Source organism: Microbacterium aurantiacum, assembly GCF_002872075.1.
Classification (GTDB): Bacteria; Actinomycetota; Actinomycetes; order Actinomycetales; family Microbacteriaceae; genus Microbacterium; species Microbacterium aurantiacum_A.
This window is the reverse complement of sequence record NZ_PGGU01000022.1, coordinates 1-15,728: the sequence shown is the minus strand read 5'-3', so window position 1 is coordinate 15,728 and position 15,728 is coordinate 1. Positions and strand designations below refer to the sequence as shown.

The following is a 15,728-nucleotide window of genomic DNA, read 5'->3' as shown; positions in this document are numbered from 1 at the left end:
CGAACGCGGCGGCATCCCAGAAGGCGGTCGAGCCGCCGTTGCCGACGAGGATCTCGTATCCCTCCGGCAGGCGGAAGAGGGCGGACAGCCGCTCACGGACGCTGCCGACGAGGTTCTTCACCGGCGCCTGGCGGTGCGAGGTCCCCAGGAGACCCGTCCCGTCCGCGAGGAGCGCCTCGAGCTGCGCGGGGCGCACCTTCGAGGGCCCGCAGCCGAATCGGCCGTCAGCGGGCAGGAGTTCTCGGGGAATCTCGATCGCCATGGCTCGATTCTATGGCGTCGACGTCTCGTCGTTTCACGCGCGCCCGATCCGATGTCCCTGCAGGAATGTAGGCTTACCTAAGAACTCTCGGAGGGCCAGACATGACCGACCTGATCGACACCACGGAGATGTACCTCCGCACCATCCTCGAACTCGAGGAGGAGAACATCGTCCCCCTGCGCGCGCGCATCTCGGAGCGGCTCGGGCACTCGGGCCCCACGGTCTCGCAGACCGTCGGACGGATGGAGCGCGACGGCCTCGTGGTGGTTTCCGAGGATCGCACCCTCGAACTGACCGATGCCGGACGGGGCAAGGCGGTCAACGTGATGCGCAAGCACCGTCTGGCCGAACGGCTGCTCTCCGATGTGATCGGGCTGGACTGGGCCTTCGTGCACGAGGAGGCCTGTCGCTGGGAGCACGTCATGAGCGAGCAGGTCGAGCGTCGCCTGGTCGAACTCCTCGGGCATCCGACCGAATCCCCCTACGGCAACCCGATCCCCGGCCTGGACCAGCTCGGCGACCTCCCCGCTCGCACGTTCGACGACGGCGTCATCGGCCTCGTGCAGAAACTGAACGCGGCCGGAGGCCCGATCGAGGGGACCGTGCGTCGCCTGGCCGAACCCGCTCAGGTCGATCCGGAGCTGCTGCAGCAGCTCCGCGACGCCGGTGTCGTCCCCGGTGCACACGGCGACTACCGCTACAACGAGGGCTACGTGCTGATTCAGATGAACGGCAACGAGGAGGGGCTCGAGCTTCCGGTCGAGCTCGCCTCCCACATCTTCCTGGTGGCCGAGGCGGTCTGACACTTCCGCGGGGCCTCGGAGCGCGGCTTCTGGACGGCATTCTGAGGATTGCCAGGTTCACAGGGTGACACGATCGTTATCTTCCGGTAACCTCGGACAGGTCGTCAGCGAGAAGCCCGCAGACGATGACCGTGAAGATTGCCTTCCAGGCTCGTCGTCCTCCCGGTTAAGCCGCACAAAGTACCCGAGCTACATCCGTGCACGAGACGCAGAGTGCCGACGAGCCAGCGCTACCCGAAGCGCGCAGGCGCAGGAGGACCCACTTTTGGCCGCAGACATCGAATCGCCCACGAACACATCTGAAGACCGAACACCCGCTCGCCGGACCCCCGCGCGAGCTCGTACCCGCAACGCGGCAGGTCCGCTGCGGTCGATCGCCATCTTCGGTGCCGTAGGCGCTCTCGTCGCCGCCGTCGCGCTGCCCGCCTACGCCGCGAGCAGCCTCCCCGAGACCAGCACGACGATCCAGCAGGTCGCTGCTGCCGACGCGCAGTCGCTCGTCGTCGCTTCGCAGGCGACCGCTGCCCCGCTCAGCCGCGGCACGTTCACGGCGACCACGCCCGATGAGATCGCGAAGAAGAAGGCGGAGGAGGCTGCCGCCGCTCGCGCCGCAGCTGCTGCCACGACGGCAGGCTCCAGTTTCAACCCCGCAGGCTATGCCCTCGTCTCCCCGGGTTCCGGGGAGGTCCGCTATCCGCTGCCCCAGGGCTCCTATCGCGAGGGCCGCACGACCGTCGGCCCCGACAGCTCCGGCCACGACGGCGCGGACATGCTCGCCCCGGCCGGCACCCCGATCTACGCCGCTGCGGCGGGAGTCGTGCGGGTCTCGTCCGAGAGCTACTACGGCTATGGCGTGGCCGTGGTGATCGATCACGTCATCGGCGGTCAGCGCGTCTCCACGACATACGCGCACATGACTTACGGCACCCGTCAGGTGCAGTCCGGGCAGACCGTCGAGGCGGGTCAGCTCATCGGCGCCGTCGGCAGCACGGGAAGCTCGACCGCGAACCACCTCCACTTCGAGGTGCGCATCGGCGGCAGCGTTCTGGAGCCGTACTCCTGGCTGGCCGCCAACGCCGGCTGATACCGGTCGAATCGGGTCGAACACCGTGGGCACCCACGTGGACACACCGTCGACCGTTCACCTGCCGTTTCGCCCGCTGCCCGTCTGAATGGGTTAGCCTGAACCCGTTGTCGTACAGACGGGAGAAGCTGATGGAGCGAATACCGAGCATCCGAACCATGGATGCCCTCGGCCGTTACGTTCTTCAGCATCGTCCGCAGGGATGCCACGGCATGGCCGTGCGCGAAAGGCGCTGTCTCTGAGACGGCGCCTTTCTTCGTCTCTGCAAACCCTCTGCCGCCTGTTCGACCTCGTGTGAGTCGAGAGTGCCGGGAAGCCGTCCCGGCGGATCGAGAGGATGGCGATGCGCACACTTGTCCTGAATGCCGGTTACGAGCCGCTCGCGGTCGTGTCCTTCAAACGAGCGCTGGTTCTCGTGATGAACGACAAGGCGACGGTGATCGAGCGCGTCGAGGATGACCCGGTCTGGGCCAGCCATGGAAGATACGATCGCCCGGCGGTGATCATCCTCTCCCGTTACGTGCGCATCCCGAAGAGCCGGCGCGTGCCGGTGACGCGCCGCGGTGTGCTGCGGCGCGACAACAACCGATGCGGGTACTGCGGCAAGGCGGCATCCACCATCGATCACGTGCTGCCGCGTTCCCGCGGCGGTGCGGACTCATGGGAGAACCTCGTCGCCTGCTGCCTGCGGTGCAACAACATCAAGAGCGACCGGACGCCGCAGGAGATGCGCTGGGAACTGCGGATCACGCCGCGTCCACCGCACGGCACCGGATGGACGGTGCGCGGTACTGAGCGAAGCGATCCGCGCTGGGAGCCCTACCTGGCACTCGCGGCGTGACGAGAGCCACTGACCCTTCGGCACGGATTCGCTGAAGGGCCGCCCGCGGGCGGCCCTTCAGCGTCGTGGTGCCCTCGACAGGATTCGAACCTGCGACCTGCCCTTTAGGAGAGGGCTGCTCTATCCCCTGAGCTACGAGGGCGTGCGACCAGTCTAGGAGATTCGGCGCCCGAGCTTGGACGGCCACCAGACCGCGCGGCCGATGTCGTGCACGAGCGCCGGAACCAGCAGCGACCGCACGATGAACGTGTCCAGCAGCACGCCGAAGGCCACGATGAAGGCGAGCTGAACGAGGAACAGGATCGGGATCACGGACAGCGCGGCGAACGTCGCCGCAAGAACCAAGCCCGCCGAGGTGATCACTCCTCCCGTGATGGTGAGCCCGCGCAGCACGCCGTCTCGAGTCCCGTGGCGACCCGACTCCTCTCGCACCCGGGTCATCAGGAAGATGTTGTAGTCGATTCCGAGTGCCACGAGGAACACGAATCCGAACAGCGGTACCGCGGGGTCCGCCCCAGGGAAGCCGAGGATGCCGTTGAACACCAGCGCCGAGATCCCCATGGCCGTGCCGAATGACAGCACGGTGGTGGCGATGAGCAGCACCGGCGCGAGGATCGAGCGCAGCAGCAGCATCAGGATCAGCAGGATCACCACCAGGATGACCGGGATGATGAGGTTCCGATCATGGATCGAGGCGTCGTCGGTGTCGATCGCGGTCGCGGTCACGCCGCCGACGAGCGCATCCGCCATCTCGGGCTCGGCGCGGATCTCCCGGACGGTCGCCGCCGCGGCAGCGGAGTCGGCCGCGTCGGTCAGCGTCGCCTGGATCAGCACCTGGCCGTCGACGACGGTCGGTTCCGGTGCCGACGCATCCGGCGGGCCGACGGCCGAGATGCCGTCTGCGGTCACCGGCGCCGAACCGCCGGGCGAATCCGCGGACGCGACGGAGAGGGCATCGACGCCGTCGATCGAGAGGAGCAGGTCGGCGGCATCCTGCAGCTGGGTCTCGTCGACCACGATGTACGCCGGGCTCCCTGATCCGCCGGGGAAGTGCTCGCCGAGGGCCTGCTGCCCGTCGCGCGCCTCCGAGGCGCCGAGGACGAGTTCGGACTGCGGCACGCCGGAGGCGTTCAGCTGTGTCACGCCGATCGCGCCGGCCAGCAGCACCACGGTCGTGACGACCCAGATCAGCCGCGGGCGACGGCTGATCAGGCGAGCCACGCCCGCCCACAGGCCGGTCGCCGGTACTCCGGCTTCGGCCGCGACAGCCGGCGGGTCGAAGACCGGGCGGCGCGGCCAGAACGCCGAGCGCCCGAACAGCACCAGGAGTGAGGGCAGCAGGGTCAAGGCTGAGAGCATCGCGAACACGATGCCGATCGCAGCGACAGGACCGAGTGTGCTGTTCGACTTGAGGTCGCTGAGCAGCAGGCAGAGCAGACCGGCGATCACCGTGCCCCCGGAGGCGACGATCGGCTCGAACGAGCCTTTCCAGGCGGCGACCAGGGCCGCTCCCTTGTCCTCGGTCACCCGGAGCTGCTCGCGGAAGCGGGCGACCAGCAGCAGCGAATAGTCCGTCGCGGCGCCGATCACCAGGATGAAGAGGATTCCCTGCGTCTGACCGCTGAGCAGCAGCACCTCGGCTTTCGCCAGCCACCAGACGACGAGGAGCGCCACGCACAGCGCGAACAGGCTCGTGGAGAGCACGACGAGCGGAAGCAGAACCGAACGGTAGACGAGCACGAGGATCAGGAGCACGGCGAGGAGCGCCACGCCGAGGAGCAACCCGTCGATCCCGGCGAAGCCCGCGACGAGGTCGGCTGTGAAACCGGCCGGCCCGGTGACGAAGACCTCGACGCCGGGTGGCGCGACGGCGCGCAGGTCAGCGGTGATCTCGGAGACGACATCGCCGATCTCGGCATCCGAGGAGATCGGGACGAATGCCTGCACGGCCCGGCCGTCGTCCGAGGGAAGCGCAGGGGAGAGCCCCTCGTCCACCCCGTCGATATCTGCGAGCGCGGTGACCGCCTCGTCGATGGCGTCCAGCCGGTCCGCGTCGAGTTCCTCCTCGGCGGTGAACACGACGATCGCGGGGATCGCATCCGACTCCCTGAATTCCCCCAGCAGCGCCTGCACCTGCGTCGCGTCCGCGGACTCCGGCAGGTAGGTCGTCCGGTCGTTGGAGGAGACCTCGTCGATCTTGCCGAAGAGCGGGCCTCCGAAGGACGCTCCGGCGAGCCACACGAGGATCAGGACGGCCGGAAGCAGAATCCGCAGCCAGGACCGTCTGCGGATTCGCTCGCGGCGAGGTGCCGGTGGTGTGGATTCGGGGTGCGTCATTTCGGTCCTATCGGGCATGAGTCAGGTCAGGAGGAGAACCAGGCGAGGATCAGCAGCATCGTCGCGAGGAAGCCGACGAGGTAGTTGAGCGCGATGAAGCGACGCCACGCGGCATTCGTGCCGGCCGAGGTGTCATCGCTGACGTTCCACCAGCCTCCGGTGTTCAGCAGGTACGGAACCACCAGCGCGGCGGCGAGAGGGCCGGGCCAGGACGTGGTCAGCATCAGGCCGCCGGCGAGCACCCACAGGACGAGGGACAACCGGACCGTCGCGCGGGCGCCGATCGCGGTGGCGACCGAGCGAATCCCGCCTTCACGATCCGGTCCGATGTCCTGCACCGCCCCGAACGCGTGAGCGGCCATCCCCCAGAGGATGAAGGCGAGGAGCGTGATGACCGCGTCCGCCGTCGGTACCGCTCCGGCGAGAGCGAGGCCGAAAGCGGCCGGACTGACGAAATGGACGCTCGAGGTGGCGGAGTCCAGGAACGGTCGTTCCTTGAACCGCAGCCCCGGTGCCGAATAGGCGATGACCGCGAAGACGCTGATCGCGAGCCAGGCGGTGGACGCCGGATTCCCCACGGCGATGAGGAAGACCAGGAACGGCAGGTTCGACAGCGCGGCGCTCCACAAGGTCGCGCGGTGCAGCCGTGGTGTGAGGAGAGCCCCTTCGATGCCGCCCTTGCGCGGGTTCGCCACGTCGGAGGCGTAGTCGAAGACATCGTTGATTCCGTACATGGCGAGGTTGTAGGGCACCAGGAAGTACAGGAAACCGATGACCAGGGACGCGTCCACCTCGCGGGCGGTCAGGAAGTACGCCGCACCGAACGGGAACGCGGTGTTGACCCAGCTCACCGGTCGCGAGGACAGCACGATCTGCCCGATGCACTGACGGAGCCCGGGCCTCATCGCCGGGCCTCCGCTCGCTGCCGGCGCCGCCGGATGAGGACGACCCAGACGCTCGGGAGCAGCAGGGCGGCGGCGAGCGGGTACGCGAAGTCCTCGACCGGGGCGAGTCCGATGTGCAGCCCGAGCAGCCGCGACGGCGCGTAGTGGAACAGCTCGGCGGCGATCATCGCGCTGTCGAAGACGGCGGTGAGGAGGACGAGGCCCGTCGCGGTGATCACGAGAGCGGATGCCGACGGTCCGCGCGTGCGCGCCAGGAGCGGGAGCGCGGCGCCGGCCGTCCCGGCGATGGCCAGGAAGCACACCGCGAGCATCGCGTAGCTCATGAGGCGCTCTCCCTGCCGGGCGCTTCTTCCGGCGTCCTGCTGCGCCGGCCGGCGAGCGCTCGCGAGGAACCGGTGTAGAGCACCATCGTGCACAGCACGAGGAAGAACAGGAACACCGGCTCCTCCAGGGGAAGGTGAGGCGCGAGCAGGATGCCGCTGGCGATGGTGCTCTCCCCGCGGAAGAAGATGCCGAGGCCGATGCCCGCGAGATCCCAGACGAGGAAGAAGGCGACGCCGACGATCGACACGACCGCCGCTGCCACCGGATCTCGCCAGAAGAACAGACGGAACCGCCGGTCGAGCAGCAGCAGGCAGATGGAGGCGCCCGTGAGGAAGCCGAGATAGATCAGGCCCATGACGGTGCCCCGCTCCGGTCCTCGACCGCTACCGGCTCGGGAAGGGGGCCACCGGTGTGATCGCCCCGCACGCGCTTGAGGACCAGCTCCGCGCTGATCAGGCACATCGGCACGCCGACGCCCGGCGCCGTCGTGGCGCCCGCGTAGTACAGGCCGTCCACGCGCTTCGACGCGTTCTGGGCACGGAACATGGCGCTCTGACGCAGGGTGTGCGCGGGGCCGAGCATCCCACCCCGCCAGGAGTGATGGTCACGCGCGAAATCGGCGGGCCCCTTGGTCTGACGGACGACGATGCGGTCCCGGAGGTCGGGAATGCCGGCCCAGCGGGCGACCTGGTCGATGGCCGCATCGGCGACCGCCTCGATCGCGTCGTCTCCGGTGCCGTCGGCCCCGCCTGCGCCGAGGGAGACATCGGCCGGAACGGGGACGAGGACGAAGAGGTTCTCGTGGTCGGCCGGTGCGACGGTCGCATCGGTCGCGCTCGGCCGGCAGACGTAGGCCGAGGCCGGCGAGGGCACGCGCGACGGCGTGCCGAAGATGGCGTCGAAGTTCGCGGTCCAGTCCCGGGTGAAGAACAGGGAATGATGCGGCAGTTGCGGCAGTCCACCGCGAACGCCCAGCATCACCAGCACGGCTCCCGGGCCGCTCGTGCGTCGGCGCCACCAGCGTTCCGGATAGCTGCGCAGCGGCGCGGGGAGCAGCCGTGTCTCGGTGTGATGAAGATCCGCACACGAGACGATGATGTCCGCCGGCTCCAGATGCTCGACGCCGTGCGCATCGCGCCAGCGCACGCCGCTCGCTCGCTGGCGCCGACGCCCGTGCCCCGTCGGCTGGGTGTCGATGCGGACGGCCTCGGCGCGCGTCCTCACGGTCGCTCCCGCCCCGATCGCCAGCGCTTCCAGGCGCTGGACGACCGTCCAGAACCCGCCGCGGGGGTACCGCACCCCGTCGTCCAGGTCGAGAGCGCTCATCAGGTGGTACATGGCCGGAGCCTGGGCCGGGTGGGTTCCGAGGAACACGGCGGGATAGCCCAGGATCTGCCGGAGCAGGGGATGCGTGAACCGCCGTGCCGCCCAGGTGTCCAGACGGGTCAGGAGGAGACGTGCGAGCTGGGGTGCGGCACGGATGATCTCTCCGGTGACCAGGGACCCCGGCCGGGTGAACGGGTTGTAGAGGAAGTGCTTCTCCGCCATCCGGCTCGCGTGACGGGCTGAGGAGAGGTAGGCCTGCAGCGATTCGCCGGCGCCCGGCTCGAGGTCTTCGAAGACGCGCGAGACGGCAGCCGCGCCGCGGGGGATCGTGACCGTGGCGGCGCTCGCCCCGCCGCTGGCGGGCTCGGCGAAGACCCGATAGCCGGGTTCGAGCGTGACCAGGTCGAGTTCCCGGTCGGTGCGGGTGCCCATCATGGCGAAGAAGTGATCGAAGACGCGGGGCATCAGGTACCAGGACGGGCCGGTGTCGAAGCGGAATCCGTCGCGTTCCATCGACCCGGCCCGTCCGCCCACCTGAGCATCCTTCTCGAGCACCACGACCTCGTGTCCGTCGCGGGCGAGGAGCCCGGCGGTGGCGAGACCGGCGACGCCGGCGCCGATCACGACGACGCGGCTCATCGGCGTGGCTCCGTCCAGGTGCGAAGTGCAGCAGAAGCGACGAGAACTGCCTTCCGGGCGCCGGGGACGCGCACCCGACGGTGGTAGAGCTCCGCGGCAGGGATGCGTTCGATGCGGTCGGCGAGCGCCTCGAACAGGGCGAGCGCACTGCGTACCGCTGTTCGTGCATCCCGGGGCAGCAGCGGGATGGCGCGGCGTGCATGGTCGAGCTGCTCCCGGATCGTGCGGATCCATGCATCCCGATCCGCGTCGGTGAGCCGGCGCTCGCCGCTGAGGTAGCCGCGGCGGAGCCGCGTGGTGTCATCGGCGAGGTCGCGAAGGAAGTTGACGTTCTGAAAGGCAGCACCGAGCTGGCGTGCGCCGGTGCGCAGCGTCTCGAGATCGGCGTCGTCGCGCGCCTCATCGCGCAGGAACACCTGCAGGCACATGAGGCCGATGACCTCGGCGGAGCCGTAGACGTATCGTTCATGGGCGGATTCGTCGTACGCCGTGAAGGTCGAGCCGGCATCCTGCGAGGGCAGATCGCTCCGCATCGAATCGAAGAAGGGGTCGGTGAGGCTCTCGCCGATTCCCGCGTCGCGTGCGGTCCGGCCGAATGCGTGCAGGACGAGGTCGCTGCTGTAGCCGGTGCGGATGGCCCTGTGGGTCTCCGTCCGGTAGTCACGGAGAGCCGCATCGAGCTCCCCGTGACCCAGCCCCGCCTCGGCGGCGACGCCGTCGACGATCTCGTCGGCGACCCGCACCATCGCGTAGATGTTGCGGATGTGACGTCGGTGCCGGCGCCCGAGGAGCCTGGTGGCGAGACCGAACGACGTCGAGTACGTGCGGATCACATCGCCTGCGGCGACCTCAGCGGCGTGGGTGAAGCGATCCAGCGCCTCATGCGGGGCAGCGGAGTCCGGAGAGCCGTCACGTGTCATCGGCGCCGGCCCCGGAGGCGTTCCGTCATATTCAGGATCGCCGTTCGCGCGGCGTGCGGAACCTCGGCGTGACCCGAGGTGCCAGCCAGCACCGAGTGAGCGGATTCGAGCTGATCCTCGATGAGACCGCGGGAGAACGACTCGGCGCCGCAGCCGGACAGGTGATCCCGGATGCAGGCGGCATCGTCCGGCGGCAGGTCCTGGTGCCCGAAACCCACCTCGATGCTCGCCCACGCTCTCGTCTGCCTGGCATAGGCGATGATCGCGGTCTCCTTGCCGGCGCGGAGATCGGCATACGGATCCTTGCCGTGATCGGCGTGGTCGCCGAACACCGAGAGATGGTCGTCCTGAAGCTGGTACGCGAGGCCGAGATGGCGACCGATCGTGGTCATGCTCGCCTCGACGGCAGACGAGGCCTCGGCGAGGATGGCCGCCGCGCGCAGCGGCAGAGCGAAGGAGTACGTCGCCGTCTTGTAGGCGGTCATCGCGAGGATGGTCGTCAGGTCCGGGGCGATCATGCCGTCGCTCAGCCCGACGTCGGTGTGCTCTCCGGCGACCGTCTCGACGATCGAGTGCTCCAGCAGGTCGAGAAGCCTTCGTCGTGTTTCGTCGGCGACTTTCGGGCGCGCAAAGCCCAGGATCGCCGACGACAGCAGCAGGTCGCCCATCAGGATCGCGCCGCTGCGGGCCCAGTGCAGCGAGACATCGTGGGCGGAGGTCGTCTCGGCGTGCAGACCCGCGAGGGTGCCGATCAGATTGGGCCGGTGCCGCCGCGTGAGGTCGCCGTCGATCACGTCGTCGTGCAGAAGGAAGGCGTAGTGCAGCAGCTCGACGTCCGCGGCGATCTCGACGGCGACGGCGTTGTCCCGGGACGAGTCTGCCGGCCTCAGCGCCGCGTGCACGTCGAGGAGAAGCCGTGGACGGATCAGCTTGCCGCCGAGGACATGGTCCGCGGCGAGGCGCCAGAGCGCCGAGAACTGGTCTCCGTACACCTCGGCTGCGCTGCTGCGCTCAGCGAAGCGTCGCCGGAGGGCATCCTCGATCGCGGCGTGCAGATCCTGCTCGGTTGTAGCAGTGGCGCTCATGGCTGAACTGGATCGGATAGCTGGGGCAGTTGCTCCCGGAGCCAGGGAGTGAAGGCGAAGGGCGCACGGACGACGGCCTCGGACAGATCCTCTGTCCGCACCCACGCCCACTCCGCGACCTCCTCCGGGTCAGGAGACAAATCGCCGTCGATGATCGCCACGTGCACCGGGCAGATCTCGTTCTCGACGATCCCGCTCGAGTCGACGGCCCGGTACCGGTAGTCAGGGAGGACGAGTCGTATGGATGTCAGGCGGATGCCGAGCTCTTCCTGTGCTCGCCGGCGGACGGCGTCGAGCATCTGCTCGCCGGGTCGCGGGTGTCCGCAGAAGCTGTTCGTCCAGACTCCTGGCCAGGTCCGCTTGCCCAGCGCTCGCCGCGTCACCAGCAGCCGCCCCTCGGCGTCCCGGACATGGCAGGAGAAGGCGAGATGCAGGGGAGTCTCGGCGGTGTGGACCTCGCTCCTGGGGAGAACCCCGATGGCGGACCCGTCGTCGGCAAGAAGGACCACATCGTCCATCGTCCCGCCTCCCGTTAGAATATGGCTAGCTTAGCGAGTAATCACCTTAGCATGTAACAATCATGTGTAACATGATGCCATGGAAGACCAGTCCGGCGACATCCCCGATTCAGGGTCGTCGGCGCCACGGGACTCGCCGGCCGGAGAACGGGACGCCTTCGACGGGCTGAGCCACGCGAACATCTACGACGTCGATGCGAGCGATCCGCGCAGCACCCTGATCGACAGGACAGGGGTGCCACCCGATGCGCTGCGGCAGATCGCCGCGCTCATGGGTGCCCTCGGGGAGCTACGAGAGGCCGAGCAACGACTGTCGCGCGCGTCGAGGCGCTATATGAACCTCAATGAAACGGATATGCGCGCGCTGCACTACCTGATCGTGTGCTCGAATCGCGGGCTCATCGCGACGCCGGGAGCGATCGCGAAGCATCTCGGCATATCGACGGCATCTACGACGAAGCTGCTCGATCGGCTCGCGAGCGGCGGGCACATCGTTCGCGGGCTGCATCCGACGGACCGCCGCGCGCTCGCCATCACGATCACTCCGGAGACCCGCCTCGCCGCCATGGAGACTGTCGGGCGTCAGCAGGCCAAGCGCTTCTACGCCGCCGCGCGGCTCACGCCCGAGGAGCGGGACGTCGTCATCCGCTTCCTGAGGGACATGACCGATGAGATCACTCTCCGCGACGAGGGCTGGGCGCAAGAAGGCGCCGAGCCGCCCGGCTGAAGCACGCGCTTCTCAGCTGGCCGGCCCGGCGGGGTGCGTCAGTTGGCAGCGTTGTACGCCTCGACGACAGGCGCGGGAATGCGGCCGCGCTCGGAGACAGAGTGGCCGTTGGCGTTCGCCCATGCACGGATCTCTCCGGCCTTGGGGTCGCGCCCCGCGCGCTTGCGGGAGGAAGTGGTGCGAGCCGTGCCGGAGGACCCGGCGCGGCGCCCGGCCGCGATGTACGGCTCGAATGCCCGGAGCAGTTCCTCGACGTGGTCGGAATTCAGGTCGATCTCATAAGAGGTCCCATTGAGGGAGAAATGCACGGTCTCGCCTTCACCGACCTCCAGGACGCTTCCGTCGATATCGTCGACCAACTGGTGCACAATTCTTCTTGCCATGAGCACGACCATACCGTCGGATGCGTATTCCGACAATGAATGGACGCGCTATTCGTGTCCAGGGTCGATGAGCTTGAGGCCCACGATGCAGCCCACGAGGCCCAGCAGAAGAAGAATCCGCAACCAGGAGATCTCGGTGTCTCCTGTGATCATCGCCCAGATCACGGTGAGCGTCGCGCCGATTCCGACCCAGACGGCATAAGCCGTTCCGGTCGCGATGTCGCGCATCGCGAATGCGAGCCCGAACATCGACAGGGCGAGACCGACGAAGAAGATGACGTTGGGCCAGAGTTTGGTCAGGCCCTCCGATTTGCCGAGAGCGGTCGCCCAGACCGCTTCGAGCACTCCGGACGCGATGAGAATGAGCCACGACATGATGTTCCTCACGGACCAGTCTTGTCGCTCTCCGGGTACTGGCCTGCCTCGTCCGGGATCGGGAGGACCGATCGTGGCGACCCTATCAAGACGGACTGGGCAGGGACTGTGCGGGCCGACCGAGGCTCAGGGCAGGAGTCCGGCCCGCCGCGCCTTGGCGACCGCGGCATGCCTCGTCGAAGCGTCGAGCTTCGACATCGCAGTGCCGAGATACGCCTTCACCGTTCCGTCGCGGAGCCCCAGCTGCGCGGCGATCTCCGCGTTCGTCGCGCCGAGGGCCGCGCACGCGAGCACGTCGGTCTCGCGCGGTGAGAGATGCACCGTGGGCACCGGCCCGGTGGTCGGGGTCGGAGAGTCGCCGGCGAGGTTCACCAGCCGTTTCTCCACCTCGGCGATCCTGGCCCGCAAGGCCGAGTCGTCGACGGTGGCGGCGATGCTCCGGAGCTCCGCGAAGCTCTCGCGAAGTTCTTCGCGTTGCGACGGCGCGACCCTCTCGGCCGGCGGCGCGGCCAGCCGGAGCCGCCGATCGACTTCGTCGCGGATGCGCAGCTCGTCGGCGACCGACTGGGCGACCTGCATCGCCGGCGCGGTCGTGACTCCGCCGAGCGGCGTCTGCTCCCAGCCGCCCGCGTACAGCACTCCGCGTGGCCGACCGCTCACGATGATCGGAACCGCGAGCAGTGTGCACAGCCCCTCGCCGAGGACGAAGACGTCGTAGTCGTGAGTGATCTGCTGGGACGAGCGGTAGTCGCTGGTCATCCGGGGCCGCAACTCCATCATCGCGCGTCCGCCGAGGCCCCTCTCGGGGCGGACCCGAAGCCCATCGAGGCTGTGGGTACGGTTGCCGACGATGCTGGTGACGCTGACGACGCCCTCGTCGATGAGCCCGCCGAAAGCGACCGGGAACCGCGTGCGTCGAGAGAGGTCGCGCACGGCACGCGAGACGAGGTCAGTCTCGGATTCGCCGGCGATGGGTGTGCTCACAGCTACCTACTTTCGGGGGTGACGGCACTGGTCCCCGTTTCGTAGCGTCGACCCTATCACTCGCGAGGTCTGAGCCGCGCGAGCTCCGACATGTGGCAAGGAGGCCCCATGAACGACCCGAACACCGTTGAATCCGCAGGCGAGATCGACTACATCGCCGTCGAGGAATCGCCGAGATTCATCTCCCTCAAGCGAACGCAGCGATCATTCATCTTCCCGCTCGCCGCGTTCTTCCTCATCTGGTATTTCGTCTACGTGCTTCTGGCAGCATTCGCCACAGAATTCATGAGCCAGCGCGTATGGGGCGATATCACCGTCGGACTGCTTCTCGGCCTCGGGCAGTTCGTGACCACATTCGCCATCACGATGGCTTATGTCGCATTCGCGAACAGGAAACTGGATCCATTGGCGCAGGAGATCCGTGAAGACCTCGAGAAAGCACAGGCCGGAGCATGAACATCATCCACACGGCCACTGAGGTCGCCGTCAAGAGCGATCCCGTCCTGAACATCTCGATCTTCCTGGCATTCGTCGCGGTGACCCTGTTCATCGTCATCCGTGCCAGCCGGAACAACAAGACGGCCGCCGACTACTACGCGGCAGGGCGCTCTTTCACCGGCCCTCAGAACGGTTTCGCCATCGCCGGTGACTATCTTTCCGCCGCATCGTTCCTCGGCATCTGCGGCGCCATCGCGATCAACGGATACGACGGCTTCCTCTACTCGATCGGGTTCCTCGTCGCGTGGCTGGTCGCGTTGCTCCTCGTGGCCGAACTGATGCGCAACACGGGCAAGTTCACGATGGCCGACGTGCTCTCGTTCCGCCTCAAGCAGCGTCCGGTACGCGTGGCGGCGGCCATCACCACGCTCGCGGTGTGCTTCTTCTACCTGCTCGCGCAGATGGCGGGAGCCGGCGGCCTGGTCTCGCTCCTCCTCGGCATCGACGGCCGGATCGGCCAGTCCATCGTGATCGCCGTGGTGGGCGTGCTCATGATCGTGTACGTGCTCATCGGCGGGATGAAGGGCACGACGTGGGTGCAGATCGTGAAGGCGTTCCTTCTCATCGGAGGTGCCATCGTTATGACCGTCTGGGTGCTCGCGATCAACGGCTTCAGCTTGAACACTCTGCTCGAGGCGGCCGTGGCCAACTCTCCGCAGGGCGACAAGATCCTCGGACCGGGGCTCCAGTACGGCAAGAACCCGTGGGACTTCCTGTCGCTCGGCATGGCGCTCGTACTCGGCACGGCCGGCCTGCCGCATGTGCTGATGCGCTTCTACACGGTGCCGACCGCCAAGGAGGCGCGACGTTCGGTGGTCTGGGCGATCTGGCTGATCGGGGGCTTCTATCTGCTCACGCTCGTGCTCGGCTACGGCGCCGGGGCGCTCGTCGGGGCGGACGTCATCGCCAACGCACCCGGCGGCGTGAACTCGGCCGCACCGCTGCTGGCGCTGCACCTCGGTGGGCCGCTGCTGCTCGGCTTCATCTCGGCGGTGGCGTTCGCGACCATCCTCGCTGTCGTCGCCGGTCTGACCATCACGGCGGCGGCGTCGTTCGCGCATGACATCTATGCGAACGTCATCCAGAAGAACAGGACGGACGGCGCCGGGAATCCGGTGCAGGCAGACCCGAACGGCGAGGTGAGGGTCGCCCGCCGCACGGTCATCGTGATCGGCATCCTGGCGATCCTCGGCGGCATCGGCGCGCAGGGCCAGAACATCGCGTTCCTCGTCGCACTGGCCTTCGCCGTGGCGGCATCGGCGAACCTGCCCACCATCCTGTACTCGTTGTTCTGGCGGCGTTTCACGACCCGCGGTGCCGTGTGGAGCATGTACGGCGGCCTCGGTTCCGCGATTCTGTTGATCATCCTCTCGCCGGTGTTCTCGGGCACGCCGACCTCGATGCTCCCCGGCGTCGACTTCGCGATCTGGCCGCTGAACAATCCGGGAATCGTGTCGATTCCGCTCGGGTTCTTCCTCGGCTGGCTGGGAACCGTCACGAGCACAGTGAAGGAGTCGCCGCAGCTCGCCGCAGAGATGGACGTGCGCTCGCTGACGGGATTCGGCGCGGAGAAGGCGGTGGATCACTGACCCAGAGGGCCGAGCACTGAGCTCGAGCACGCGGACCCCGGCGGCCTACTCGCCGGGGTCCGCGTCGTCTGATGCCGGGTCTCTGGTGCCGAGACTCTGGTGCCGAGACTCTGGTGCCGAGCGCGGGT

The 15,728-nt window shown here is 68.0% G+C and carries 17 protein-coding genes, 1 tRNA gene, 1 pseudogene and 1 riboswitch; of the genes and pseudogenes, 6 read left to right on the top strand and 13 right to left on the bottom strand.

Features of this window, described 5'->3' with window-relative positions; genetic code table 11:
* Positions 1–262 (bottom strand): annotated as a pseudogene (locus tag CUR96_RS18810) (phosphoserine transaminase); the annotation flags it as partial.
* Positions 263–363: 101 nt separating this feature from the next.
* Here CUR96_RS18810 and CUR96_RS15250 point away from each other — a divergent pair.
* The 3 genes from CUR96_RS15250 to CUR96_RS15240 all read left to right on the top strand — a co-directional run bounded on the left by CUR96_RS15250 (position 364) and on the right by CUR96_RS15240 (position 2,990).
* Complete coding sequence (locus tag CUR96_RS15250; RefSeq protein WP_102194190.1) at positions 364–1,065, top strand: metal-dependent transcriptional regulator; 702 nt, start codon at positions 364–366, stop codon at positions 1,063–1,065.
* 265 nt (positions 1,066–1,330) lie between these two features.
* Positions 1,331–2,149, top strand: coding sequence for a M23 family metallopeptidase (locus tag CUR96_RS15245; RefSeq protein ID WP_102194189.1), 819 nt, complete (start codon positions 1,331–1,333; stop codon positions 2,147–2,149).
* Positions 2,150–2,492: 343 nt separating this feature from the next.
* Positions 2,493–2,990 (top strand): HNH endonuclease, encoded by a 498-nt coding sequence (locus CUR96_RS15240; protein ID WP_102194244.1) that lies wholly within the window; start codon positions 2,493–2,495, stop codon positions 2,988–2,990.
* Positions 2,991–3,056: 66 nt separating this feature from the next.
* Here CUR96_RS15240 and CUR96_RS15235 read toward each other — a convergent pair.
* From CUR96_RS15235 to idi, 9 genes are all read right to left on the bottom strand, one after another.
* Positions 3,057–3,132, bottom strand: a tRNA-Arg gene (locus CUR96_RS15235).
* An 11-nt stretch (positions 3,133–3,143) separates the two neighbouring features.
* Positions 3,144–5,327 (bottom strand): MMPL family transporter, encoded by a 2,184-nt coding sequence (locus CUR96_RS15230; protein ID WP_102194188.1) that lies wholly within the window; start codon positions 5,325–5,327, stop codon positions 3,144–3,146.
* Positions 5,328–5,353: 26 nt separating this feature from the next.
* Positions 5,354–6,232 carry a prenyltransferase gene (locus CUR96_RS15225; protein WP_102194187.1) on the bottom strand — a complete coding sequence of 293 codons (879 nt, stop codon included), beginning with the start codon at positions 6,230–6,232 and terminating at the stop codon, positions 5,354–5,356.
* Positions 6,229–6,555, bottom strand: coding sequence for a lycopene cyclase domain-containing protein (locus CUR96_RS15220; RefSeq protein WP_102194186.1), 327 nt, complete (start codon positions 6,553–6,555; stop codon positions 6,229–6,231). Before CUR96_RS15220 ends, CUR96_RS15225 begins: the two co-directional genes overlap by 4 nt.
* Positions 6,552–6,911, bottom strand: a complete 360-nt coding sequence (locus CUR96_RS15215; protein ID WP_102194185.1) for a lycopene cyclase domain-containing protein — start codon at positions 6,909–6,911, stop codon at positions 6,552–6,554. The genes CUR96_RS15220 and CUR96_RS15215 overlap by 4 nt, the downstream gene beginning before the upstream one ends.
* Positions 6,902–8,521 (bottom strand): phytoene desaturase family protein, encoded by a 1,620-nt coding sequence (crtI, locus tag CUR96_RS15210; protein ID WP_102194184.1) that lies wholly within the window; start codon positions 8,519–8,521, stop codon positions 6,902–6,904. The genes CUR96_RS15215 and crtI overlap by 10 nt, the downstream gene beginning before the upstream one ends.
* Positions 8,518–9,441, bottom strand: a complete 924-nt coding sequence (locus CUR96_RS15205; RefSeq protein WP_102194183.1) for a phytoene/squalene synthase family protein — start codon at positions 9,439–9,441, stop codon at positions 8,518–8,520. Before CUR96_RS15205 ends, crtI begins: the two co-directional genes overlap by 4 nt.
* Positions 9,438–10,526 carry a polyprenyl synthetase family protein gene (locus CUR96_RS15200; protein ID WP_102194182.1) on the bottom strand — a complete coding sequence of 363 codons (1,089 nt, stop codon included), beginning with the start codon at positions 10,524–10,526 and terminating at the stop codon, positions 9,438–9,440. Before CUR96_RS15200 ends, CUR96_RS15205 begins: the two co-directional genes overlap by 4 nt.
* Positions 10,523–11,044 (bottom strand): isopentenyl-diphosphate Delta-isomerase, encoded by a 522-nt coding sequence (gene idi, locus CUR96_RS15195; RefSeq protein WP_102194181.1) that lies wholly within the window; start codon positions 11,042–11,044, stop codon positions 10,523–10,525. Before idi ends, CUR96_RS15200 begins: the two co-directional genes overlap by 4 nt.
* 79 nt (positions 11,045–11,123) lie before the next feature.
* Between idi and CUR96_RS15190 the strand changes: the two genes are divergently transcribed.
* Positions 11,124–11,771, top strand: coding sequence for a MarR family winged helix-turn-helix transcriptional regulator (locus CUR96_RS15190; protein ID WP_102194180.1), 648 nt, complete (start codon positions 11,124–11,126; stop codon positions 11,769–11,771).
* Between the two features lie 38 nt (positions 11,772–11,809).
* On the opposite strand, the gene CUR96_RS15185 is transcribed toward CUR96_RS15190, so the two are convergent.
* The 3 genes from CUR96_RS15185 to CUR96_RS15175 form a co-directional block, all read right to left on the bottom strand.
* On the bottom strand, positions 11,810–12,154 hold the full coding sequence (locus tag CUR96_RS15185; RefSeq protein ID WP_102194243.1) for a histone-like nucleoid-structuring protein Lsr2: 345 nt from the start codon (positions 12,152–12,154) through the stop codon (positions 11,810–11,812).
* Positions 12,155–12,202: 48 nt separating this feature from the next.
* The gene (locus CUR96_RS15180; RefSeq protein ID WP_102194179.1) at positions 12,203–12,529 is read right to left on the bottom strand and encodes a DMT family transporter; all 327 of its coding nucleotides are present in this window, start codon (positions 12,527–12,529) and stop codon (positions 12,203–12,205) included.
* 10 nt (positions 12,530–12,539) lie between these two features.
* A riboswitch (guanidine-III (ykkC-III) riboswitch) is annotated at positions 12,540–12,606 on the bottom strand.
* A gap of 49 nt (positions 12,607–12,655) precedes the next feature.
* Complete coding sequence (locus CUR96_RS15175) at positions 12,656–13,513, bottom strand: LuxR C-terminal-related transcriptional regulator (protein ID WP_102194178.1); 858 nt, start codon at positions 13,511–13,513, stop codon at positions 12,656–12,658.
* 108 nt (positions 13,514–13,621) lie between these two features.
* On the opposite strand from CUR96_RS15175, the gene CUR96_RS15170 reads away from it, so the two are divergent.
* Complete coding sequence (locus tag CUR96_RS15170; RefSeq protein ID WP_102194177.1) at positions 13,622–13,969, top strand: DUF485 domain-containing protein; 348 nt, start codon at positions 13,622–13,624, stop codon at positions 13,967–13,969.
* Entirely contained in the window at positions 13,966–15,600 is a 1,635-nt protein-coding gene (locus tag CUR96_RS15165; RefSeq protein ID WP_102194176.1) for a solute symporter family protein, read from the top strand. The genes CUR96_RS15170 and CUR96_RS15165 overlap by 4 nt, the downstream gene beginning before the upstream one ends.
* The last annotated feature ends 128 nt before the right edge of the window (positions 15,601–15,728 follow it).